This is a genomic window from Pseudomonas sp. LBUM1663, from assembly GCF_059695905.1.
In genome coordinates this window covers 3,462,005-3,482,600 of sequence record NZ_CP166792.1, presented here as the reverse complement: position 1 = coordinate 3,482,600, position 20,596 = coordinate 3,462,005, and the positions used below count along the sequence as shown (strand labels likewise).

The following is a 20,596-nucleotide window of genomic DNA, read 5'->3' as shown; positions in this document are numbered from 1 at the left end:
AAAGGCGGGCCGTTGTGCAGAATATCAGAGCGTTGATCAGTCCTGACGGCTGGTCACTTCCAGCAGGTGATAACCGAACTGGGTCTTGACCGGGCCTTGCACGACGTTGATTGGTGCGCTGAAGACGACGGTGTCGAACTCTTTGACCATCTGGCCTGGACCGAACGAACCCAGGTCACCGCCCTGACGGCTGGACGGGCAAGTGGAGTTGGCTTTGGCAACTTCGGCGAAATCGGCGCCGCCTTCGATCTGGGCTTTGAGTTCGTTGCACTTGGCTTCCGAGGCAACCAGGATGTGACGGGCAGTGGCTTTAGCCATGGAAAATTCTCCTTTCAATGTTCAGTAAAGTGCGGAGCCTACCGGATTCAGTGGCCTATTTCTCGTCAAAGTTCCGGACAGATTAAAGGCCGGCATTTCTCAGGCGCTCGGCATGCTGCACATACAAGGCAATCGGGTCGATGCCCTTGCGCAGCGGGCCGGCGGTTTGACTGAGGCTGTCCAGATGATCCAGCGGATAGTCGGAACGGATGACTTTGCCTAAATGGGAGCTGTAGCGGCCAACCATGCCGTCATTTTGTTCCGCTTCGGTGGTGAAGTAGCGGGAGAAGGCCTGGAGGAAACCGTGCAGTGGACTGACCGCCTCCAGCCCTTTATCGAGAAGGTCACCCTGCAATGTCCCGCTCCAGGAGTAATAACGCACGCCGTTCACCAACTCGCGCCCCTTGCCGCCCCAGGTTTTCGGCAGTCCTTGCGGGTATTTGTCGTTGAAAGCGCCCACACCTTCGGTGGTCAAGGCGTTGAGCGCGGCGATGGCGTTCTGCGGCAAGTGCTGATGACCGCTGAGCAACGACAGAAAGTCAGCAAACAGCGTGGCAACCGTGGCCGCGACGTGTTCTGGCAGGCGTCCCGGTGTGAGGGCCTTGCGCAGGAAATCGGCCAGTTCCGAGCCGTGGTTCGGGCCGCTGACCGAAGTCACCGATGCGACGATCTCCGGCGCGATGGCGGCGGCGTAACGTGCCGCGAGGGCACCCTGGCTGTGACCGATCAGGTTAACCTGGTGGGCGCCGGTTCCTTCCAGCACCCGTTCGATCTGTGCCAACAGTTGGTCACCGCGCACTTCGTTGCTTTGGGTTGCCGAGAGGTGGGGGATAAACACTCTTGCGCCGGCACTTCTGAGGGCCTGTTTGACGTCATGGAAGAGTTCGACTTTGCCAATGCGATCAAAGCCGAAGAGCCCGTGGATCAGCAGGATTGGATACTGGGTGGTTGCATTCCGTAGCATGTTCATTCCTTTTTCGCGGTGGTTCAGAGAGGTGAATATGGGCTCACTCTAAAGCACACCAGCTGCTCGGCGATGTATGAGGAATCCGCTGTAAGCTGATGAAAAAGGTATAGAAAATGTAGGAAAGTTCGAAAGAGCATGAGGTCCGGTTCGGAATATTTGGACATCTTTTTGTCGTTCGCGGAGCGCATCAATGCAACGGCCTACTGTGCCTATGCCGTTTACCTATCAACCGATTCGCTTTTCAGACGGCCAGCCCTCGAATCGAGGGCTGGGCGGTTGGCGGTGGTTACGCCGGTCGTTGTACGCCGTTCTGTGCCCGCAGCCGGTCGGCTGCCTGTCGCAACAGGTGTTCCGTTCCGGTCCAGCCGAGGCAGCCATCAGTCACCGATACGCCGTAGCGCAGCGATGGGCTCAAGGGCTGGCAGCCTTCGAACAAATGGCTCTCGATCATCATGCCGATCAGCGATCGATCACCCTGCAGGCGCTGCTCAAGTACATCGTTGAACACGGCAGGCTGACGTGCCGGGTCTTTGCCGCTGTTGGCGTGGCTGCAGTCGACCATGATCCGTGCGGGGATCTTGAGTCGGGTCAAGTCGCTGTTCACTTGGGCGACGCTGTCGCGATCGTAGTTCGGCCCGCGATGACCGCCGCGCAACACCAGATGGGTGTCGGGATTGCCCTGGGTTTGAATGATCGCAGGATGCCCCTGGCTGTCGACACCGAAATGACGATGCGGGTGGGCGGCCGAACGCATGGCATCGCTGGCAACAGCCACGCCGCCATCGGTGCCGTTCTTGAACCCGACCGGCATGCTCAGGCCGCTGGCCATTTCCCGGTGGATTTGCGACTCGGTGGTGCGGGCGCCGATGGCGACCCAGCTCAGCAGGTCGTCGAAGTAGCCGGCCGCCATCGGTTGCAACAGTTCAGTGGCAATCGGCAAGCCGAGGCGCAGCATTTCGCGCATCAGTTCACGGGACAGCGTCAAGCCGCCGGCCATGTCATCGCTGCCGTCAAGCCGCGGGTCGTAGGCCAGGCCTTTCCAGCCGACCGTGGTGCGGGGCTTTTCGACGTAGGCGCGCATCACCAGCAACATCTGGTCGCTGACTTCGGCGGCAAGGCGAGCGAGGTTGGCCGCGTATTCGAGAGCGGACTGGGGATCGTGAATCGAGCAAGGGCCGACGATGACCAGCAGACGGGAATCTTCACCGTTAAGGATCGCGCGGACCGCGTCGCGGTGGGCAGCGACTTGCCGGGTGAGGGCGTTGTTGAGGGGCAGTTGCTGCTTGAGTTGCAACGAGCTGGGCAGACGCAGGGTCAGCGCTTCATTGGCGGGACTCAAGGTGGACAGCGGCAAAGCAGAGACGGACGAGTTCATATTCAGGCTTCCTGGGCTGGCGGCGGGTTCGTTCCCGCGCGCTCGGCCCTACTGGGGTGTTCGACAATTGGCCGGATTGGCTGCGTGTGTGTGCTTGCCACCTGTGGGTGACCGATCGGAGGCGGCAGGCTGTCCCGAGCGGAGGCTGCTAAATCGCCAGGCGGAAAAACTGTCGTAACGGTAATAAGTGGCGTAGTTCATTTCGTGAATCCTCTGGTTATCTGGTGTGTCGCTAAAAAATCCGGGGCTGAAAAAACAAAACCCCCGGTCGGGAAGCCGACCGGGGGTTGAGAATTCTCTGGTGGCGACCCGTTTAAAGTGGGCGCCGTGTGGGTATCAGGCGCGCCAGTGGCTAAACCAATACCCAAAATAAAAGCTGACCGGAGCACAAACGTCAGTCGCCCGGGCAGCCGCAACCGAGCGCGAGGCGCTGGCGGTACGAAGCTGTGAGAGGGCGTTGAACATGGTCTGTCTCCGATGAATGCGCCGAGCTTACTAGAGGCCGGTGCGCGGTTTCAATCAGAAAATACTATCGAGCACCGGCGGCGTTTCCTATCGCTTGAGTGCATCAGGGTTTATGACACACTTCGTGTTCCGCCCAACCTGTCACCTCACAAGGACGAAACATGACGACACTGACCATCGCCGCTGCACAGTCGATCTCCATCGCGGGGGATCTGGCCGCCAATATGGCCTGGCATCAGCGCTTCATGCAGGTTGCTGCGGAGCAAGGCGTCCAGTTGCTGGTCTTTCCCGAATTGTCGTTGACCGGGTACGAGCGTGGGCTCGCCGCTGAGCTGGCAATTGCACCTAATGCCGAGGTGCTGCGACCGTTGCGGGATTTCGCGCGGGAAGTGGGCGTGACGAGTGTGGTCGGAATGCCGATTCGTCTGTCGGATGATTCGCCGGTCTTGATCGGTGCGTTGGTCCTGGGCGCCGATGGTTCGCTCGGGGTGTACACCAAGCAGCATCTGCATCCCGGCGAGGAGGTGGCGTTTGCGCCAGGAACGGGTGGTTCGACCTTGATGATCGGCACCGATACGGTCGCGTTGGCGGTGTGCGCCGATTTTTCTCACGCCAGTCACGCGGCAGCGGCGGCGGAACAAGGTGCTGACCTTTATGCCGCGGGCGTACTCATCACCGAAAACGGCTATGCGCCGGATACTGCCCTCTTGGAAGGCTATGCTGGCACCCATTCGATGGCCGTGTTGATGGCTAACCATGGCGGTACGACCGGGGGCTGGGAGTCGGCTGGACGCAGTGCAATCTGGGCGGCGGACGGATCGCTGATTACCGCGGCTCCCGGCACGGGTAACGTGCTGGTCGTTGCGCGCCGAGACGCTGACGGCTGGAAAGGGCAAATCCTGACGGTCCTGAAGGCTTGAAGGGTTTCGAGTGGCGTCCCGCAACCAGCCCGGATCTGGACTTCGCCCGCGACCTGACCTGTCGCAACATGCTTCGCTACTACATTCAGCATGATCTGCTGTGGCAGGACGAGGCCTTCGATGTCGCCTGGGCCGGGCGCGAGAACTGGTTGATCGTCCGTGACGATGTCTTGCAGGGTTATGTGAGCCTGAGTCGCGACGCCAGAGCCTTGTACATCCGCGAATTGCACGTGCTTGAAGCATTTCAGGGGCGGGGTGCCGGTTCCTGGGCGATCGATCAGGTATTTGCCATGGCGTGCAAGGAACGGCGTCCGGCGTTACGCCTGACAGTTTTTGAAACGAATCCGGCCAAAGCGCTGTACGAGAGAAAAGGGCTGAAGGTAGTCGGCCAAGACGAGTGTTTCCTTAGAATGCAGCGCGATGTCGATGAGTTGCACCGCTGAAACACGCTGGCGGCAAGCCTTTCAAGATGTATTGAAACTTTTTATATAGCGCTTGCCGCTAGGTCTGCCAGTCGCTTTTTGCTAAGGTGTCCGGCAACCCAATAAGACCATATCGCGAGGTGTCTGCTTGATTAGGGTGCTAGTAGTCGATGACCATGATCTCGTTCGTACAGGCATTACACGAATGCTGGCTGACATCGATGGCCTGCAAGTAGTCGGCCAGGCTGAGTCGGGGGAGGAATCCCTGCTTAAAGCGCGTGAGTTGAAACCCGATGTGGTGCTGATGGATGTCAAGATGCCTGGGATCGGCGGTCTTGAAGCCACGCGCAAGTTGTTGCGCAGTCATCCGGACATCAAAGTCGTCGCGGTCACCGTGTGCGAGGAAGATCCGTTTCCTACGCGGCTGCTGCAGGCCGGTGCCGCCGGTTATCTGACTAAGGGCGCCGGGTTGCCGGAAATGGTCCAGGCCATTCGCCTGGTGTTTGCCGGGCAACGCTACATCAGCCCGCAGATTGCACAGCAACTGGCGATCAAATCCTTTCAGCCGACCAACGATTCGCCCTTCGACGCGCTGTCGGAACGCGAGATCCAGATCGCATTGATGATTGTCGGCTGTCAGAAAGTCCAGATCATTTCCGACAAGCTCTGCCTGTCGCCCAAAACGGTGAACACTTACCGTTACCGCATTTTCGAGAAGCTCTCGATCAGCAGTGATGTCGAGCTGACGCTGTTGGCGGTGCGTCACGGCATGGTCGATGCCAGCCTCTGAAATGACCGAAGTCTTCGATCCAGGCGCTTTTCTGTCGACCGTCAGTGGGCGCCCTGGCGTCTACCGCATGTTCGACAGCGATGCTCGCCTGCTGTATGTCGGCAAAGCCAAAAACCTGAAAAATCGGCTGTCGAGCTACTTCCGTAAATCCGGTCTCGCGCCCAAGACGGCTGCGCTGGTCGCCCGTATTGCCCAGGTCGAGACCACCATCACGGCCAACGAAACGGAAGCCTTGCTGCTTGAGCAGACGCTGATCAAGGAGTGGCGTCCGCCGTATAACATCCTGCTGCGCGATGACAAATCCTACCCTTACGTCTTTCTCTCGGATGGCCAGTTCCCTCGTCTGAGCATCCATCGTGGTGCGAAAAAGGCCAAGGGCAAGTATTTCGGTCCGTATCCCAGCGCGGGCGCCATTCGTGAAAGCCTGAGCCTGCTGCAAAAAACGTTTTTTGTTCGCCAGTGCGAAGACAGCTATTACAAGAACCGTACGCGCCCTTGTCTGCAATACCAGATCAAGCGGTGCAAGGCCCCGTGCGTCGGGCTGGTGGAGCCCGAAGTGTATGCCGAGGACGTTCGCCACTCGGTGATGTTCCTTGAAGGCCGCAGCAATGCGCTGACGGACGAGTTGTCCGCGGGCATGGAAGAGGCGGCGATCAACCTCGAGTTCGAGCGCGCCGCCGAGTTGCGTGACCAGATTTCACTGCTGCGTCGAGTTCAGGATCAGCAAAGCATGGAAGGCGGCACCGGCGATATCGATGTGATCGCTGCGTTCGTCAATCCGGGCGGTGCCTGTGTTCACCTGATCAGCGTGCGGGGTGGGCGGGTGTTGGGCAGCAAGAACTTCTTCCCTCAGGTCGGCATCGACGAGGACGTTTCTGAGGTCATGGCCGCCTTTCTCGGCCAATACTTCATTACCAGTCCTGAGCGCGACTTGCCGAGTGAACTGATCGTCAACGTGGTTCACGAGGACTTTCCGACCCTTATTACAGCCATTGAAGAGCTGCGCGGTCGCGAGTTGACCATCAGCCATCGGGTGCGCGGTACGCGAGCACGCTGGCAACAATTGGCGGTCACCAATGCCGAGCAGGCGTTGGGCGCGAGGCTGGCCAACCGTCAACACGTCGCCGCGCGTTTCGATGCCCTGGCAGAAGTGTTGAACCTGGACGAGCCGCCACAGCGGCTAGAGTGCTACGACATCAGTCACTCCAGCGGCGAAGCCACCGTGGCGTCGTGCGTGGTGTTCGGTCCGGAAGGCCCGATCAAGTCCGACTATCGTCGTTACAACATCGAAGGCGTCACCCCGGGCGATGACTATGCGGCCATGCACCAGGCCCTGACACGGCGCTTCAGCAAACTGAAAGACGGGGAGGGCAAGTTGCCGGACATTCTGCTGGTGGACGGCGGCAAGGGGCAGCTGTCGATGGCCCGCGACGTGCTGAATGAGCTGGCGGTGCCTGATCTGATTCTGCTGGGCGTGGCCAAGGGCGCGACGCGCAAGGCAGGTTTCGAAACCCTGTACCTCAACGACGCGGCCCACGAATTCACCTTGCGCGGTGATTCCCCCGCGCTGCATCTGATTCAACAGATACGCGATGAAGCCCACCGTTTTGCCATTACCGGGCACCGCGCCCGCCGTGGCAAAACCCGGCGCACATCGACGCTTGAGGGCGTTGCAGGCGTCGGTCCGACACGCCGTCGCGATTTGTTGAAACATTTTGGTGGATTGCAGGAGCTGTCTCGTGCCAGCATCGAAGAGATCGCCAAAGCACCAGGGATCAGTAAAAAGCTCGCAGAGTTGATTTATGCAAATCTGCACAGCGAGTAGAATGCCACCTCACCTCGTAGCCAGTTGTGCCGATGAATATCCCTAATCTGATTACCGTTCTACGCGTCCTGCTCATCCCGATCTTCATTTTACTGTTCTATCTGCCTTACCAATGGAGCTACCTGGCCTCCGCCTCGGTCTTCGCATTTGCCGCCGCTACAGACTGGCTGGACGGTTATCTGGCCCGTCGTCTGGAACAAAGTACGCCGTTCGGGGCTTTCCTTGATCCCGTGGCTGACAAGCTGATGGTGGCCGTTGCGCTGGTGCTGCTCGTGCAAGAACATGGCAACCTGTGGCTCACGCTGCCTGCTGCGGTCATCATCGGTCGCGAGATTGTCGTCTCGGCACTGCGTGAATGGATGGCCGAACTCGGTGCACGCGCTCACGTCGCCGTGTCGAACCTCGGCAAATGGAAAACCGCCGCGCAAATGCTGGCGCTGGTGATCCTGCTGGCCAATCCCTCGGACTTCACCTTCTGGGTCTTGATCGGTTATGCCTTGTTGTTGGTGTCTGCCGGCCTGACATTGTGGTCCATGGTCCAATACCTGCGGGCTGCCTGGCCGCATCTGAAGACCGACGTGGAAAAGAAATAAAACTTTTTTGAATCAAAGGGTTGACGGGGCTTCTGGATTCTATAGAATGCGCCACACCAAGACGCGGGAATAGCTCAGTTGGTAGAGCACGACCTTGCCAAGGTCGGGGTCGCGAGTTCGAGTCTCGTTTCCCGCTCCAAGTTTGTACGCATTTGATGTCGCGCTACATGACATCAAATGTTTGAGGCCGAGTAGCAAAATGGTTATGCAGTGGATTGCAAATCCACCTACGCCGGTTCGATTCCGACCTCGGCCTCCACTATAAACAAGCTCCGTAGATCTATGATTTACGGAGCTTTTTTATTTGCGCAGCCTTGCAAGATTTTGTCTTGAAAAGGGTATCTGCGAACTTGCTTCGCTGGGGCGGGATGTATATATTTCGTCCTCTGTTGCACAAGCCAGACAGCTTTACCGCGCTACCGCCCGAATGGCGAAACTGGTAGACGCATGGGACTTAAAATCCCCCGCTCGTAAGGGCGTGCCGGTTCGATTCCGGCTTCGGGCACCATATCTATCAAAGGCCTGCATGAGGACACTCATGCAGGCCTTTGTCGTTTCTGCTTCGCAACTTTTGACAGACGAACCTCGCCGACGTCAAACCTGGCTCTGCCAGACTCCCGTAGCAGCGGTGCGACGAACATAATCGCTGAAGTCTCGCGCGGGCCGGCCAAGTGCGCGCTGGACGCCATCGGCCAACGGCGTGTTGCGACCATCGAGCACCGTCGTGAAGAGATAAAGCACCAGATCAATCAACTGCGCAGGAAGTTGTGCCTGTTCCAGGGCCTGGCGATAGGCATCCGGCGGTACGGCGATGAAACTGATCTCGCGCCCTGTCCCTTGAGCGATCTCATCGACCGCTTGGGCAAAAGTCAGTGCCCGTGTCCCGGTCAACTCATAGAGTTGGCGTGAGTGCCCCGATTGGGTCAGCGCCTTGACAGCAATTTCGGCAATGTCCTCCACATCGACGAAGGGTTCCGCGATGTTGCCGACGGGGAGGGCCAGTTCTCCTTCAAGAATGGGTTCCAGAAAATGCGCCTCGCTGAAGTTCTGGAAGAACCAACTGGCCCGCAGGATCGTCCAGTCGACTCCGCTGTTCTGTATGATGCTTTCGGCTTGTTCCGCTTCAACCTCACCACGTCCGGACAGCAGAACCAGTTTGTAGACGCCACTTTTGACGGCCAGGTCGGTAAACGCCTGAATTGTGTCGAGGGCGCCCGGAACGGCGAGGTCAGGTTGATAGGAAATGTAAACAGCGTGAACGCCATCAAGCGCCGCCTCCCAGGTCCGTCGATTTTCCCAGTCAAAGGGAGGATTCGCGCCGCGAGAACCCAGGCGCACAGGCAATCCTGCGGCCTGGAGATGTTGGGTAATCCTGCGCCCTGTTTTACCGGTCGCACCGAGAACGAGGAGGGTGTCTTGAGTGGTTTTCATCGCGTTCATCTCCATCGGGTTAATGTGAGTGATGCTCATGTTAAAAAAATGATAATCGCTCATGTTCTGCCGTCAACCAAGGTTAGAGAGGAATCCGACATACGGAGGCAACCACTTGGGGGCGTTCTTGGGTGGTGCTAAGGTGAGTGCTTGTCATGTTATTGATCAGGAATCACGCCAGTGCGAAAGAAAGCCGCCACCGAGCTCGAGCAACCTGTTTCAGAGTCGACCCGCCGCAATCCCACGCAACAACGCAGTCGCGAGCGGCAGGAGCGAATCCTGGCAATGGCGACTCAATTGATCGCGACCAAGGGCAGCGACCAGTTAAAAATGAGCGAAATTGCCGAGCGCTCGGAGATCTCGATCGGATCGCTTTATCAGTACTTCCCTGACAAGAGCTCGATCATTCGCACGTTAGCCGAGCGTTATAACGCTGCAAGTCGTCGTTGTATCGAAGAGGCGCTGGTGACGGTGCAGGATGCGCAAGGGTTGGCGGATGCCTATTCAGACCTGCTGGATCAGTATTACGAGATCGTTCAGGCCGAACCTGCGATGCGTGATATCTGGTCAGGCATGCAGGCAGACAAGCAGCTGCTGGCGTTGGAGCTGGAGGAGGGGCGTGTGGCGGGCGGTTTGCTAGCCGATGAGATGCTGCGGGTGTTTCCAGGCAGCAATGCACAGCGCGTTGCTGATTCGGCCTTTCTGATCTGGCAGCTCGGTGAAGCGACCATGCGACTGGCCATTTCATGTGCGCCCGAAGAGGGGCGGCGGTTGTTTGAAGTGTTCAAGCGTATGTCGCTCGCTGAAATCATGGAGCCCGCGAGCATGAATACGCCCGAATCATCGACAGGACTGGGTCAAGCAAAGTCGACCCAGCTATCGAATCAGCCCTCTAAACAAAAGGCTGGCCGGTAAAACCACGGGGTAACCGTTGCAACCCGGCCATGGCGGTCAACCGTTGTACCCAGGCTGCTCGCCAGTCATTGGCGGTGTGAGTGACTTTGGCCTTGCGTGCAGCACGGCGTGCTGCGTTGCGTTCGGCTTTGCGCGCGTCCTTGAACACGTCCGTGTTTCGGCAGCTTCTGCACTTTACGCGGGTCAGTTCGCCGGTTGATGTGAGATTGCTGCCTTTGTGACCGCAGGCCAGATGCCCGCTGACTTTGAAGTGAGTGACCATGGGACGTCTCCTTCGTGACGTGTGACCGTTTGACCTCCAGCCAACGACGACGTTCGTTCTCTGTCCGGCGGGTAAAAAAAAGCCCCTGAAAAATCAGGGGCTCGTTTTTAGCGTGGCGAAGACACCGTCAACATCTGCCCAGGCTTCAACGCCTGACCGACACGCGGATTCCAGCGCTTGAGGTGCTGCATTTCAACGTTGAAGCGTTTGGCGACCATGTACAACGAATCGCCTTGCTGGACCTTGTATTGGGTCTGCGGCTTTTCCTTGGCGGCTTTGCTGTTGGTCCTGCTGTTCGTCGCCACAACGGTGTTGACGCGACCGCCGCTACGTTTGGCGGTGTCCTGCATCACCAAAGTCTGGCCGACCTTGAGGTTCTTGCCGGTCATCTTGTTCCAGCGCTGCAGGTCCTTGACGTCGACCTTGTTCGCCTTGGCGATGGCGGCCAGGTTGTCGCCGCGTTTGACGCGATAGGCACGTTTGAGGCTGGCGATTTCGGATTCATCGGCGCCTTCGAAGACCGGCTTGAGCGACTTCTTGCTGATCAACTCTTCAGGACGCATGGTCGAGAGGCTGGCGGTCAGCAACTGCGCCTTGGAGGTTGGCACCAGCAAATGCTGGGGGCCGTCGATGGTGGTGCGTTGTTTGAAGGCCGGGTTGAGCTGGAACAACTCGTCTTCGTCGATGTTAGCCACCGCGGCAACCTTGGACAGGTCCATGCGCTGGTTGATTTCGACGACCTGGAAGTACGGTTCGTTGGCGATCGGGTTGAGGTTCACGCCGTAGGCTTCGGGGGCCAGCACGACCTGGGACAAGGCCAGCAGCTTGGGCACGTAAGCCTGGGTTTCGGCAGGCAGAGGCAGGTTCCAGTAATCGGTCGGCAGACCCAGTTTCTCGTTGCGCTCGATGGCACGGCTGACCGTGCCTTCACCTGCGTTGTAGGCCGCGAGGGCCAGCAACCAGTCACCGTTGAACATGTCGTGCAGGCGGGTCAGGTAATCCATGGCCGCGGTGGTTGAGGCGGTGATGTCGCGACGGCCATCATAGAAGCGGGTCTGACGCAGGTTGAAGTAACGGCCGGTGGAAGGAATGAATTGCCAAAGGCCCACCGCGTCGGCCCGGGAATAGGCCATCGGGTTGTAGGCGCTTTCAATCACTGGCAGCAGCGCCAGCTCCAGCGGCATGTTGCGTTCTTCAAGGCGTTCGACGATGTAGTGAATGTAGAGGCTGCCGCGTTCGCCGGCGTTTTCAAGGAAGGACGGGTTGCTGGCGAACCACAGGCGCTGTTGCTCGATGCGTGGGTTGACGCCCAGGTTGTCCTGCAACTGGAAGCCCTGACGCATGCGCTCCCAGACATCCTGTGGAATTTGCGGGGTCGGCTTTTCGCTAAGCCAGATAGGTTTCTGCTTGGCGCGGGCGGCGATATTCGGAGTGTGTGTCGCTTCGGTCTGCGGCACATGGCTGGAACAGCCCGCCAGAGTGGCGGACACAGCCACCGCGATGGCTTGAGCCAGGCGGGTCAATGCGTCTGAATTGATGGCTTTACGAGTAGATGACGACATTGGCTGGAAGTAAGTTCCGGGCAAAAATGTCGGGCGATTCTAGAAAGCGCACCCTCTGCGGTCAACCATTCAGAATTTTTGTACCAACGGTGCGGCGACTTAGAACTTATCTTTCCAAGCCCGAAGAGCAGCAAAGACCGCACTCGGAGACCGGTTTTGGGTTCCATTCCGTTCGTCCAATTTTTCTTTAACGGATGTTTCATCAACACGTAAAAACGGGTTGGTCAGCTTTTCAAGCGCCAAAGTAGAGGGCAGCGTCATGATTCCGGCCGCACGTTGCTCGGTCACTTTTTCCAGACGTGCGGTGATGTCCGGATTGCCGGGTTCGACCGCTGCTGCGAATTTCAGGTTGCTCAGGGTGTATTCGTGGGTGCAATAGACCAGCGTATCTTCCGGCAGCGCAGCGAGGCGGCTCAGCGAGGTGTGCATCTGCTCGGGCGTGCCTTCGAACAAGCGCCCGCAACCGGCGGCAAAAAGGGTGTCGCCGCAGAACAACAGGCCGTGGTGGTAATAGGCAATATGCCCCAGGGTGTGTCCGGGAACCGCAAAGACATCGAATTCCCAGCCCAGCACGCTCACGCGGCCGTTGTCCTTGAGCGCCACGTCCCGCGCCGGAATGGTTTCGCTGGCCGGGCCGTAGACTTTCGCGTCTGTCGCTTTTTTCAGCTGCTCGACACCGCCGACATGATCATGATGATGGTGAGTGATCAGGATATCGCTCAATACCCAGCCCGGATGCGCCGCCAGCCAGGCTTGTACGGGTGCGGCATCACCCGGATCGACCACGGCGCAGCGCTGGGTGCGGTGGTCTTGTAACAACCAGATGTAGTTGTCGGTGAAGGCGGGCAGGGCACTGATCTGTATCATCGTCGGATTCGCCAAGCGGAAAACAATGGCGCATCTTAGAACTTCCTGGCGCGTTGGAGAATGCAATGACCGATAAAGCGTTCGCTCAGGCCGATCCTGAGTGGCTGAATTTGATCAGCGCGGCCCGTGAATGGCTGTCTGGGCCCATCGGGCAATTTCTGCTGGACGAAGAGCGGCGCATGCTCGAAGACGAGCTGGGCCGCTTCTTCGGTGGCTATCTGGTGCATTACGGCCCGTCGGCCCAGACGCCGCCGTCGGCACCTCAGGTTCAGCGCAATGTGCGACTTGGTGCGCCGTTGCCGGGGGTCGAGATCGTCTGCGAAGAGCAGGCGTGGCCATTGAGCGAGCATGCCGCTGATGTGGTGGTGATGCAGCACGGCCTGGATTTCTGCCTGTCGCCACACGGCTTGCTGCGTGAAGCTGCGAGCAGCGTGCGGCCCGGCGGGCATCTCCTGATCATCGGGATCAACCCCTGGAGTAGCTGGGGCTTGCGCCATGTGTTCGCTCACGACGGCTTGCGCAAGGCGCGCTGCATCTCGCCGTCGCGGGTCGGCGACTGGCTGAATCTGCTGGGTTTCGCGCTGGAGAAACGCCGCTTCGGGTGCTATCGTCCGCCGCTTGCGTCACCCGCCTGGCAAGCTCGCCTGGCCGGTTGGGAGCGCAAGGCCGGTGACTGGCAACTGTCGGGTGGCGGCTTTTATTTATTGGTGGCGCGCAAGATCGTTGTCGGCCTGCGACCCGTCCGTCAGGAACGCCGCGAACCGATGGGCAAGCTGATTCCATTGCCGATGGCCAAGGTCAACCGTCGTAACATCGAGCCGTAATACACTTTTTATTTCCCGGCCGGGTTTGCCCCGGCCTCGGGCATCGTCGGTCACTGATCGGCGAGCCACGGCATTTTCTGGATAGATTGGCATGAGCGATAGCGTAGAACTCTTCACCGACGGCGCCTGCAAAGGCAACCCTGGCCCTGGCGGCTGGGGCGCGTTGCTGGTGTGCAAAGGCGTTGAAAAGGAACTGTGGGGCGGCGAAGCCAACACCACCAACAACCGCATGGAGCTGATGGGCGCGATTCGTGGCCTGGAAGAACTCAAGCGCTCCTGCGACGTGCTGCTGGTGACCGACTCCCAGTACGTGATGAAAGGCATCAACGAGTGGATGGACAACTGGAAGAAGCGGGGCTGGAAAACAGCGGCGAAGGAGCCGGTCAAAAACGCCGACTTGTGGAAGCTGCTGGATGAGCAGGTGAACCGCCACAACGTCACCTGGAAATGGGTGCGCGGGCACATCGGCCACCATGGCAACGAACGGGCTGACCAACTGGCCAACCGTGGCGTGGATGAAGTGCGCGGGTACAAGCAGGCTTGATCGTTGGCGCCGCCATTCGCGAGCACTGTGTGCCGGAGATTCATGTAGGAGCGAGGTTTGCCCGCGAAGAAAGCGTCGCGGTATAACTGAGAGACCGCGTTATCGTTCTTCGCTCCTACGGGGCGTCACAGCATCAAGATCGCGGTGGCCAGTTGTTGGTCGGAGTACTGATCGCTGACCACCCCGCGTATCCGCAAAAACGCCGCCTCGATCCGCGCTCCGCGAATCGTCCCCTCGCTCGCCACAAACGCCGCCGCATCATCCTTGGCCGCCAGCACGATCTTGTCGTCGCTGAACGAGCCGCTGGTGCCTTTGGTCGAGCTCAGCGTCAGGCTCGCGGTGACGTCTGTGCTGATGACAAAACTGGTGGCGTGGGCGCCGGAACCCAGCAAACAGCTAGTCAATAAAGCCAGCCGTGCAGTCTTCATGACGATTTCGAACCCTGGGTAAGCAAGGGGCGCACGCTAGCATTCCATCTGCTTGCAGGACTTTATGAACATTGCCAATTATTGTTAAAAACTGCATGAGCGCCCGTCAGCTGGCAGTGCGCGCGCCGGATCCTGCGAGCGTGGTAACATCGCCGCTTTTGCACGATTGACCCGTTGAGAGCTGAGCACTGATGGCCACCAGATCCGTTGTACTCGATACCGAAACCACCGGCATGCCGGTGACCGACGGCCACCGGATTATCGAAATCGGTTGTGTCGAGTTGATCGGTCGGCGCCTGACGGGCCGGCATTTCCACGTTTACCTGCAACCGGATCGCGAGAGTGACGAGGGCGCCATCGGCGTACACGGCATCACCAACGAATTCCTGGTGGGCAAACCGCGTTTCACTGAAGTGGCCGATGAGTTTTTCGAATTCATCAAGGGCGCGCAGCTGATCATCCATAACGCGGCGTTCGACGTTGGCTTCATCAACAACGAATTCGCCCTGATGGGCCAGCACGACCGTGCGGACATCACGCAACACTGCTCGATCCTCGATACCCTGATGATGGCCCGGGAGCGTCACCCGGGGCAGCGCAACAGTCTCGATGCGTTGTGCAAACGTTATGGCGTCGACAACTCCGGCCGTGAACTCCACGGCGCCTTGCTCGACTCAGAGATCCTCGCCGACGTTTACCTGACCATGACCGGCGGCCAGACCAGCCTGTCGCTGGCCGGTAATGCCTCCGACGGCAACGGTTCCGGCGAAGGCGCGGACAACTCCGCCACCGAAATCCGCCGCTTGCCGGCCGATCGCCAGCCGACCCGGATCATCCCCGCCAGCGAAGATGACCTGGCCCGGCACGTGGCACGCCTGGAAGCCATCGCCAAGTCCGCCGGCGCTCCGTCGCTGTGGCAGCAACTGATCGAGGCCAAGGCGCAGGCTTGAATCAGATCTGATGTGACACGGCTTTTGTGGCGAGGGAGCTTGCCACAGGGCAATTGTTGAGATCAGGTGCACACGGCAGCTGCTACAAGGTGCGCTACACAGGTAACTGTGGAGCAATCTACCTGCAGGGCGCCGCCAAGCTAACGTCTCCATTTCCGTTGGAGATTGATGGCCACATGATGGTGCACTGATTGACCCTCTTCAGGGCATCGACGCTCGCCACATCCGCTTCAACCCTCTACCCTGAGCATATTGGCAGGCCACGGTCTGCAGCCTCAGGACACTGAGCCTCATGTATAAAGATTTGAAATTCCCGGTCTTGATCGTGCACCGCGACATCAAGGCCGACACCGTCGCCGGTGACCGCGTGCGTGGCATCGCCCGGGAACTGGAGCAGGAAGGCTTCAGCATCGTTTCGGCGGTGGATTACACCGAAGGGCGGCTGGTCGCTTCGACCCATCACGGGCTTTCCTGCATGTTGATAGCCGCCGAAGACGCCAGCGCCCATTCTCATTTGTTACACAATATGGCTGAGTTGATCGGCTTGGCGCGGGTGCGTGCGCCGGACTTGCCGATCTTTGCGCTGGGCGAACAGGTCACGCTGGAAAACGCCCCGGCCGATGCCATGGCCGAGCTCAATCAACTGCGCGGCATTCTCTATCTGTTTGAAGACACCGTGCCCTTTCTGGCGCGGCAAGTGGCCCGGGCGGCCCGCAAATACCTGGATGGTTTGCTCCCGCCGTTTTTCAAGGCGCTGGTGCAACACACTGCTGATTCCAATTATTCCTGGCACACACCCGGTCATGGCGGCGGTGTGGCCTATCACAAAAGCCCGGTGGGGCAGGCGTTTCACCAGTTTTTCGGGGAAAACACCCTGCGTTCGGACTTGTCGGTGTCGGTGCCGGAACTGGGCTCCTTGCTCGACCACACCGGCCCGCTGGCCGAGGCGGAAGCCAGGGCCGCGCGAAATTTCGGCGCCGATCACACCTTTTTCGTGATCAATGGCACCTCGACCGCCAACAAGATCGTCTGGCATTCGATGGTCGCTCGCGATGACCTGGTGCTGGTGGACCGCAACTGTCACAAGTCGGTGCTGCACTCGATCATCATGACCGGCGCGATCCCGTTGTACCTGTGCCCGGAGCGCAATGAGCTTGGGATCATCGGTCCGATTCCGCTGAGCGAATTCAGCCGCGAATCGATTCAGGCGAAGATTGATGCCAGCCCGCTGACCCAAGGCCGTGAGCCCAAGGTCAAGTTGGCCGTGGTGACCAATTCGACCTACGACGGCCTCTGTTACAACGCCGAACTGATCAAGCAAAACCTGGGCAACAGCGTCGAGGTCCTGCATTTCGACGAGGCCTGGTATGCCTACGCGGCGTTTCACGAGTTTTTCGCCGGCCGTTACGGCATGGGCACGTCCCGGGGCGAAGAGAGCCCGCTGGTATTCACCACGCATTCCACGCACAAACTGCTGGCCGCGTTCAGCCAGGCCTCGATGATTCATGTCCAGGACGGCGGCGCGCGGCAACTGGACCGCGATCGCTTCAATGAAGCGTTCATGATGCACATCTCGACGTCGCCGCAGTACAGCATCATTGCTTCGCTGGACGTCGCATCGGCAATGATGGAAGGCCCGGCCGGGCGTTCGTTGTTGCAGGAAATGTTCGACGAGGCGCTGAGTTTTCGTCGGGCCCTGGCCAATCTGCGTCAGCACATCGCTGCGGATGACTGGTGGTTTTCCATCTGGCAGCCGCCGTCGGTGGAAGGCATCGAGCGTGTAGTCACCGAAGATTGGCTGCTGCAGCCTGACGCCGACTGGCACGGCTTTGGTGGTGTGACTGACGATTACGTGTTGCTCGATCCGATAAAAGTCACCTTGGTCATGCCTGGCCTGACGGCGGGCGGTGCACTGAGCGAGCGCGGGATTCCGGCGGCGGTGGTCAGCAAGTTCCTTTGGGAGCGAGGGCTGGTGGTCGAGAAGACCGGCCTGTATTCATTCCTGGTGCTGTTCTCGATGGGCATTACCAAGGGTAAATGGAGCACGTTGCTGACCGAGTTGCTGGAGTTCAAGCGCAGTTACGACGCCAACGTCAGTCTGGCGACATGCCTGCCCTGCGTGGCGCAACAGAACGTCGCACGTTATCAGGGCATGGGGTTGCGGGATTTGTGCGATCAATTGCACGCCTGTTATCGCAGCAATGCCACGGCCAAACATCTCAAACGCATGTACACCGTGTTGCCGGAAATCGCCATGAAGCCGGCTGACGCCTATGATCATTTGGTGCGGGGGGAAGTGGAGGCGGTGTCGATCGATGCCCTGGAGGGTCGAATTGCCGCGGTGATGCTGGTGCCGTATCCACCCGGCATCCCGTTGATCATGCCGGGCGAGCGGTTCACCGAGTCGACCCGGTCGATCATCGATTACCTGTCGTTTGCTCGCACGTTCGACAGCAGCTTCCCCGGTTTTGTCGTTGATGTGCACGGACTGCAACACGAAGACGAGGGCAATGGACGGCACTACACCGTTGATTGCATCAAGGAATGAGGACCTTTCCCAGCATGCAACCGATCATGAATCCCAAATACCCAGGCCTCTCGGTGCGCGTCGCCGATGAGGGTTTCGCGCCCTACATCTGGGGCAGTGATTTCAGTTTTGAAGTCGCGGCCTATGGCGCAGCCGTAATCGGCAAACCGGTGGAGCAGTGGCAGGTAACGCCGATCACCCCTTATCGAAAGTGTTACGGCATTGATCCCGAGGAGTTCAGCAGTTTCCGCGATGCCGCCGACAGTGCGGTGTTCATGGCCTATCTCGATGATGAGCCCGTCGGCCATCTGGTGGTCAGCACCAACTGGAACGGCTTTGCCCATATCGACGAGTTGGCCGTGCATGCGCCGGCGCGCCGTCACGGTGTGGCCAAGGCGTTGCTGGACGTGGCGCAGTTCTGGAGCCGCAAAAAGAAACTGCCGGGCATCATGCTCGAAACCCAGAACAACAATCTGGGCGCCTGCCGACTCTATGAGCGCTGTGGTTTCGTGATAGGCGGGATCGATCATCTGCGTTATCGCGGCATCGACCCTAACACCGCCGAAGTCGCGCTGTTCTGGTATCGCCTGTTCGATAATCCGCTGGAAAACCCGCTCAGCTCGACAACATCGCCGCGGCTTGTTCCGTGAGGATGTCCAGCAGCACCTGAACGGCCGGCATGGGTTCGCCGTTCTTCAGGGTCAAGGCATAGAGGCTGATCGGCACCGCAGGCGCCAAGGGGCAGGCATCCAGGCCGCTCGACTTGGCCCCGAGGGCAGTGAACGGATCGACGATCGCCAGGCCTTCGCCAGCCTCGACCATGCTGCGCATCATCTGATGAGTCTGCACCCGCGTCTGGATGACCGGGGCAGGGCGCAAGGCATGCAGTTTGTTGTCGAGCGCCGGGCTCAGCGGATCATGACCTTCCAGGCCAACCATCGACTGGCCAGCCAGATCCTGCAACGAAATGTACTTCTGTTTCGGTTGCAGCCAGCCATGGGGCGCCAACAGCTGGAGCTTGCCTTGGGCAATCACCTGGCAATGAATGTCGGCATGGTCGGGATCGTGCAGGCTCAGCCCCAGATCGCTTTCACGCAGCAGCAGGCTTCTGACGATCTCGCGAGTGGGTTGGCTCAGCAGGGTGCAAGGCGCATCGGGAAGGCGTCGGCGCAGGGCGGCGATGCTGTGGGGCAATAACTGTTGGGCCAGCGGCGGGGTGCAGATGATGCGCAGCGGGTGCGCCTGATATTGCTTGAGGCTGCTGGCCAGGCGCTGGACCGGCTCAAGCGCGTCGTAAACGTGGGCGATTTCAACCTGCAACTCTCGCGCCTCGCGCGTCGCCTGCAAACGTCCACGCACGCTGGAAAACAGCATGAATCCCAACTGATCCTCGGCGTCGCGCAAAATGCCTTCGACCTCGGTCACCGGCAACTGCAGCCATTCGGCGGCGGTGCCCAGGTGACCGGTCTGCAAGAGCGCGTGGATCACTTCGATATGACGTAAACGCATGCGTGAAGTCCATGTTCAGCAGGTGAGGGAGTCAGTGACTGAATCCTAACTCAAGTGCGCGCATATGACTTCTGCTCATAACGCGGGGTTATGAGGCGGTGGTGATTTCCGGCCGGCTGCCGACGTAGGTGTCGGGTTCGCGCACGATGGTGATGTTCGATTGCACCAGCAAAAACTGGTTGTCGTCGAGCTTATTGACGCGATCGCCAATGGCCAGTTTGTAGGTGGTCACAGGCGCCGAGCCAGTGAAGCCGTCATGCGAGGGGGTGGATTCCTGGAACTCATGCACGGAATAAACGCGGCCTTCCGCGTCTCTTGCATGGAACTGACCGACGAGTACTGCTGCCATCTGCTTAGAACCTCTGGAGATAAATCACTCAATTTGCGGTTCTGTAGACCGTGGTTGGGCGAAGTAAGTTTTCCTACAGGAAAAAAATAGTCAGGGACGGTTAATTCAACAGCCCACTGGGTGAATCGTCATCTATAACTACAAGTCTTTCCAATCGAACAGTCGAGAATCTTCCATGAGCAACGTCTACACGATCGCCGTACTGGTCGGCAGCTTGAGAAAGGAATCGATCAACCGCAAGGTTGCGCTGGCCCTGGCCGACCTGGCGCCTGCCAATCTCAAACTCACTATCGTCGAAATCGGCGATCTGCCGCTCTACAACGAAGACATCGATGGGACTTCACCGCCGGCAGCCTACAGCACTTTCCGACAACAAGTGAGTTCATCCGACGCAGTGCTGTTCGTTACCCCCGAATACAACCGTTCGGTGCCGGCGCCGCTCAAGAATGCGATTGACGTGGGATCGCGTCCCTATGGCAAGAGCGCCTGGAGCGGCAAGCCAGGGGCGGTGATCAGCGTTTCGCCGGGCGCCGTCGGCGGGTTTGGGGCCAACCATCACTTGCGTCAGTCGATGGTGTTTCTGGACGTGCCGTGCATGCAGCAGCCCGAGGCGTACCTTGGGGGCGCCGGCTCGGCGTTCGATGAAGCGGGCAAGCTGTCCGAATCGGTGAAGCCGTTCTTGCAGAAGTTTATTGATGCTTATGGCAAGTGGGTCGAGCAGCATAAGAAAGCGTGACCTGAACGCAGGACATT

22 protein-coding genes and 3 tRNA genes are annotated in these 20,596 nt (G+C 59.1%); 15 read left to right on the top strand and 10 right to left on the bottom strand.

All coding sequences use genetic code 11. The features are described 5' to 3' along the window. Positions 1-36 precede the first annotated feature (36 nt). From ACA075_RS15840 to ACA075_RS15830, 3 genes are all read right to left on the bottom strand, one after another. On the bottom strand, positions 37-318 hold the full coding sequence (locus ACA075_RS15840; RefSeq protein WP_008150918.1) for a peptidylprolyl isomerase: 282 nt from the start codon (positions 316-318) through the stop codon (positions 37-39). An 82-nt stretch (positions 319-400) separates the two neighbouring features. Continuing rightward, a complete protein-coding gene (locus tag ACA075_RS15835) occupies positions 401-1,282 on the bottom strand; it encodes an esterase/lipase family protein (protein WP_497293728.1) in 882 nt (293 codons plus the stop codon). A 289-nt stretch (positions 1,283-1,571) separates the two neighbouring features. After that, positions 1,572-2,660 (bottom strand): 3-deoxy-7-phosphoheptulonate synthase, encoded by a 1,089-nt coding sequence (locus tag ACA075_RS15830; protein ID WP_497293726.1) that lies wholly within the window; start codon positions 2,658-2,660, stop codon positions 1,572-1,574. 626 nt (positions 2,661-3,286) lie between these two features. Between ACA075_RS15830 and ACA075_RS15825 the strand changes: the two genes are divergently transcribed. The 8 genes from ACA075_RS15825 (at position 3,287) to ACA075_RS15790 (ending at position 8,183) form a co-directional block, all read left to right on the top strand. Further along, complete coding sequence (locus ACA075_RS15825; RefSeq protein WP_497293724.1) at positions 3,287-4,045, top strand: carbon-nitrogen hydrolase family protein; 759 nt, start codon at positions 3,287-3,289, stop codon at positions 4,043-4,045. After that, positions 4,042-4,488, top strand: coding sequence for a GNAT family N-acetyltransferase (locus ACA075_RS15820; RefSeq protein ID WP_497293722.1), 447 nt, complete (start codon positions 4,042-4,044; stop codon positions 4,486-4,488). The genes ACA075_RS15825 and ACA075_RS15820 overlap by 4 nt, the downstream gene beginning before the upstream one ends. 127 nt (positions 4,489-4,615) lie before the next feature. Continuing rightward, entirely contained in the window at positions 4,616-5,257 is a 642-nt protein-coding gene (gene gacA, locus ACA075_RS15815) for a response regulator transcription factor GacA (protein ID WP_008015884.1), read from the top strand. A 1-nt stretch (position 5,258) separates the two neighbouring features. Further along, on the top strand, positions 5,259-7,082 hold the full coding sequence (uvrC, locus tag ACA075_RS15810) for an excinuclease ABC subunit UvrC (protein ID WP_109632020.1): 1,824 nt from the start codon (positions 5,259-5,261) through the stop codon (positions 7,080-7,082). 32 nt (positions 7,083-7,114) lie between these two features. Then, the gene (pgsA, locus tag ACA075_RS15805) at positions 7,115-7,675 is read left to right on the top strand and encodes a CDP-diacylglycerol--glycerol-3-phosphate 3-phosphatidyltransferase (protein ID WP_109632018.1); all 561 of its coding nucleotides are present in this window, start codon (positions 7,115-7,117) and stop codon (positions 7,673-7,675) included. Positions 7,676-7,738: 63 nt separating this feature from the next. Beyond that, a tRNA-Gly gene (locus ACA075_RS15800) sits at positions 7,739-7,814 on the top strand. A gap of 46 nt (positions 7,815-7,860) precedes the next feature. After that, a tRNA-Cys gene (locus ACA075_RS15795) sits at positions 7,861-7,934 on the top strand. 162 nt (positions 7,935-8,096) lie between these two features. Continuing rightward, positions 8,097-8,183 (top strand) — tRNA-Leu (locus ACA075_RS15790). Between the two features lie 86 nt (positions 8,184-8,269). On the opposite strand, the gene ACA075_RS15785 is transcribed toward ACA075_RS15790, so the two are convergent. Continuing rightward, positions 8,270-9,106 carry an NAD(P)H-binding protein gene (locus tag ACA075_RS15785; RefSeq protein ID WP_497299269.1) on the bottom strand — a complete coding sequence of 279 codons (837 nt, stop codon included), beginning with the start codon at positions 9,104-9,106 and terminating at the stop codon, positions 8,270-8,272. A gap of 180 nt (positions 9,107-9,286) precedes the next feature. Here ACA075_RS15785 and ACA075_RS15780 point away from each other — a divergent pair, with 180 nt between their 5' ends. Continuing rightward, entirely contained in the window at positions 9,287-10,021 is a 735-nt protein-coding gene (locus ACA075_RS15780) for a TetR/AcrR family transcriptional regulator (RefSeq protein WP_497293720.1), read from the top strand. Here ACA075_RS15780 and ACA075_RS15775 read toward each other — a convergent pair. The 3 genes from ACA075_RS15775 to gloB all read right to left on the bottom strand — a co-directional run bounded on the left by ACA075_RS15775 (position 9,999) and on the right by gloB (position 12,712). Beyond that, positions 9,999-10,283, bottom strand: coding sequence for a hypothetical protein (locus ACA075_RS15775; protein ID WP_497293718.1), 285 nt, complete (start codon positions 10,281-10,283; stop codon positions 9,999-10,001). The two genes, ACA075_RS15780 and ACA075_RS15775, sit on opposite strands and share 23 nt — an antisense overlap. A 107-nt stretch (positions 10,284-10,390) precedes the next feature. Further along, complete coding sequence (locus ACA075_RS15770; RefSeq protein ID WP_497293717.1) at positions 10,391-11,845, bottom strand: transglycosylase SLT domain-containing protein; 1,455 nt, start codon at positions 11,843-11,845, stop codon at positions 10,391-10,393. Positions 11,846-11,944: 99 nt separating this feature from the next. Then, entirely contained in the window at positions 11,945-12,712 is a 768-nt protein-coding gene (gene gloB, locus ACA075_RS15765; protein ID WP_497293715.1) for a hydroxyacylglutathione hydrolase, read from the bottom strand. 65 nt (positions 12,713-12,777) lie between these two features. Between gloB and ACA075_RS15760 the strand changes: the two genes are divergently transcribed. Both ACA075_RS15760 and rnhA read left to right on the top strand, forming a co-directional pair. Continuing rightward, positions 12,778-13,536, top strand: coding sequence for a class I SAM-dependent methyltransferase (locus ACA075_RS15760; RefSeq protein WP_010459795.1), 759 nt, complete (start codon positions 12,778-12,780; stop codon positions 13,534-13,536). Between the two features lie 91 nt (positions 13,537-13,627). After that, positions 13,628-14,080, top strand: a complete 453-nt coding sequence (rnhA, locus tag ACA075_RS15755) for a ribonuclease HI (RefSeq protein ID WP_008028618.1) — start codon at positions 13,628-13,630, stop codon at positions 14,078-14,080. A gap of 125 nt (positions 14,081-14,205) precedes the next feature. Here rnhA and ACA075_RS15750 read toward each other — a convergent pair whose 3' ends face one another. Continuing rightward, positions 14,206-14,508, bottom strand: coding sequence for a DUF2388 domain-containing protein (locus tag ACA075_RS15750; RefSeq protein ID WP_497293714.1), 303 nt, complete (start codon positions 14,506-14,508; stop codon positions 14,206-14,208). Between the two features lie 191 nt (positions 14,509-14,699). Here ACA075_RS15750 and dnaQ point away from each other — a divergent pair, with 191 nt between their 5' ends. The 3 genes from dnaQ (at position 14,700) to ACA075_RS15735 (ending at position 18,635) form a co-directional block, all read left to right on the top strand. Next, positions 14,700-15,458, top strand: coding sequence for a DNA polymerase III subunit epsilon (gene dnaQ / locus ACA075_RS15745; RefSeq protein ID WP_497293712.1), 759 nt, complete (start codon positions 14,700-14,702; stop codon positions 15,456-15,458). Between the two features lie 292 nt (positions 15,459-15,750). Beyond that, positions 15,751-18,006, top strand: a complete 2,256-nt coding sequence (locus ACA075_RS15740; RefSeq protein WP_497293710.1) for an Orn/Lys/Arg family decarboxylase — start codon at positions 15,751-15,753, stop codon at positions 18,004-18,006. 14 nt (positions 18,007-18,020) lie between these two features. Continuing rightward, positions 18,021-18,635: a GNAT family N-acetyltransferase gene (locus ACA075_RS15735; RefSeq protein ID WP_219097802.1), complete on the top strand. Its 615-nt coding sequence runs from the start codon at positions 18,021-18,023 to the stop codon at positions 18,633-18,635. On the opposite strand, the gene ACA075_RS15730 is transcribed toward ACA075_RS15735, so the two are convergent. Further along, complete coding sequence (locus ACA075_RS15730) at positions 18,601-19,494, bottom strand: LysR family transcriptional regulator (RefSeq protein WP_497293708.1); 894 nt, start codon at positions 19,492-19,494, stop codon at positions 18,601-18,603. The two genes, ACA075_RS15735 and ACA075_RS15730, sit on opposite strands and share 35 nt — an antisense overlap. Before the next feature lie 88 nt (positions 19,495-19,582). Beyond that, positions 19,583-19,843: a hypothetical protein gene (locus ACA075_RS15725; RefSeq protein ID WP_497293706.1), complete on the bottom strand. Its 261-nt coding sequence runs from the start codon at positions 19,841-19,843 to the stop codon at positions 19,583-19,585. Between the two features lie 175 nt (positions 19,844-20,018). Here ACA075_RS15725 and ACA075_RS15720 point away from each other — a divergent pair, with 175 nt between their 5' ends. After that, positions 20,019-20,579, top strand: coding sequence for an NADPH-dependent FMN reductase (locus ACA075_RS15720; protein ID WP_497293704.1), 561 nt, complete (start codon positions 20,019-20,021; stop codon positions 20,577-20,579). The last annotated feature ends 17 nt before the right edge of the window (positions 20,580-20,596 follow it).

Excerpts from the sequence above, each read along its gene's own strand:
- ACA075_RS15840 (WP_008150918.1), bottom strand. The coding sequence starts at position 318 with ATGGCTAAAGCCACTGCCCGTCACATCCTGGTTGCCTCGGAAGCCAAG.
- ACA075_RS15835 (WP_497293728.1), bottom strand. The coding sequence starts at position 1,282 with ATGCTACGGAATGCAACCACCCAGTATCCAATCCTGCTGATCCACGGG.
- ACA075_RS15830 (WP_497293726.1), bottom strand. The coding sequence starts at position 2,660 with ATGAACTCGTCCGTCTCTGCTTTGCCGCTGTCCACCTTGAGTCCCGCC.
- ACA075_RS15825 (WP_497293724.1), top strand. The coding sequence starts at position 3,287 with ATGACGACACTGACCATCGCCGCTGCACAGTCGATCTCCATCGCGGGG.
- uvrC (WP_109632020.1), top strand. The coding sequence starts at position 5,259 with ATGACCGAAGTCTTCGATCCAGGCGCTTTTCTGTCGACCGTCAGTGGG.
- pgsA (WP_109632018.1), top strand. The coding sequence starts at position 7,115 with ATGAATATCCCTAATCTGATTACCGTTCTACGCGTCCTGCTCATCCCG.
- ACA075_RS15785 (WP_497299269.1), bottom strand. The coding sequence starts at position 9,106 with ATGAAAACCACTCAAGACACCCTCCTCGTTCTCGGTGCGACCGGTAAA.
- ACA075_RS15775 (WP_497293718.1), bottom strand. The coding sequence starts at position 10,283 with ATGGTCACTCACTTCAAAGTCAGCGGGCATCTGGCCTGCGGTCACAAA.
- ACA075_RS15770 (WP_497293717.1), bottom strand. The coding sequence starts at position 11,845 with ATGTCGTCATCTACTCGTAAAGCCATCAATTCAGACGCATTGACCCGC.
- gloB (WP_497293715.1), bottom strand. The coding sequence starts at position 12,712 with ATGATACAGATCAGTGCCCTGCCCGCCTTCACCGACAACTACATCTGG.
- ACA075_RS15760 (WP_010459795.1), top strand. The coding sequence starts at position 12,778 with ATGACCGATAAAGCGTTCGCTCAGGCCGATCCTGAGTGGCTGAATTTG.
- rnhA (WP_008028618.1), top strand. The coding sequence starts at position 13,628 with ATGAGCGATAGCGTAGAACTCTTCACCGACGGCGCCTGCAAAGGCAAC.
- ACA075_RS15750 (WP_497293714.1), bottom strand. The coding sequence starts at position 14,508 with ATGAAGACTGCACGGCTGGCTTTATTGACTAGCTGTTTGCTGGGTTCC.
- dnaQ (WP_497293712.1), top strand. The coding sequence starts at position 14,700 with ATGGCCACCAGATCCGTTGTACTCGATACCGAAACCACCGGCATGCCG.
- ACA075_RS15740 (WP_497293710.1), top strand. The coding sequence starts at position 15,751 with ATGTATAAAGATTTGAAATTCCCGGTCTTGATCGTGCACCGCGACATC.
- ACA075_RS15735 (WP_219097802.1), top strand. The coding sequence starts at position 18,021 with ATGCAACCGATCATGAATCCCAAATACCCAGGCCTCTCGGTGCGCGTC.
- ACA075_RS15730 (WP_497293708.1), bottom strand. The coding sequence starts at position 19,494 with ATGCGTTTACGTCATATCGAAGTGATCCACGCGCTCTTGCAGACCGGT.
- ACA075_RS15725 (WP_497293706.1), bottom strand. The coding sequence starts at position 19,843 with ATGGCAGCAGTACTCGTCGGTCAGTTCCATGCAAGAGACGCGGAAGGC.
- ACA075_RS15720 (WP_497293704.1), top strand. The coding sequence starts at position 20,019 with ATGAGCAACGTCTACACGATCGCCGTACTGGTCGGCAGCTTGAGAAAG.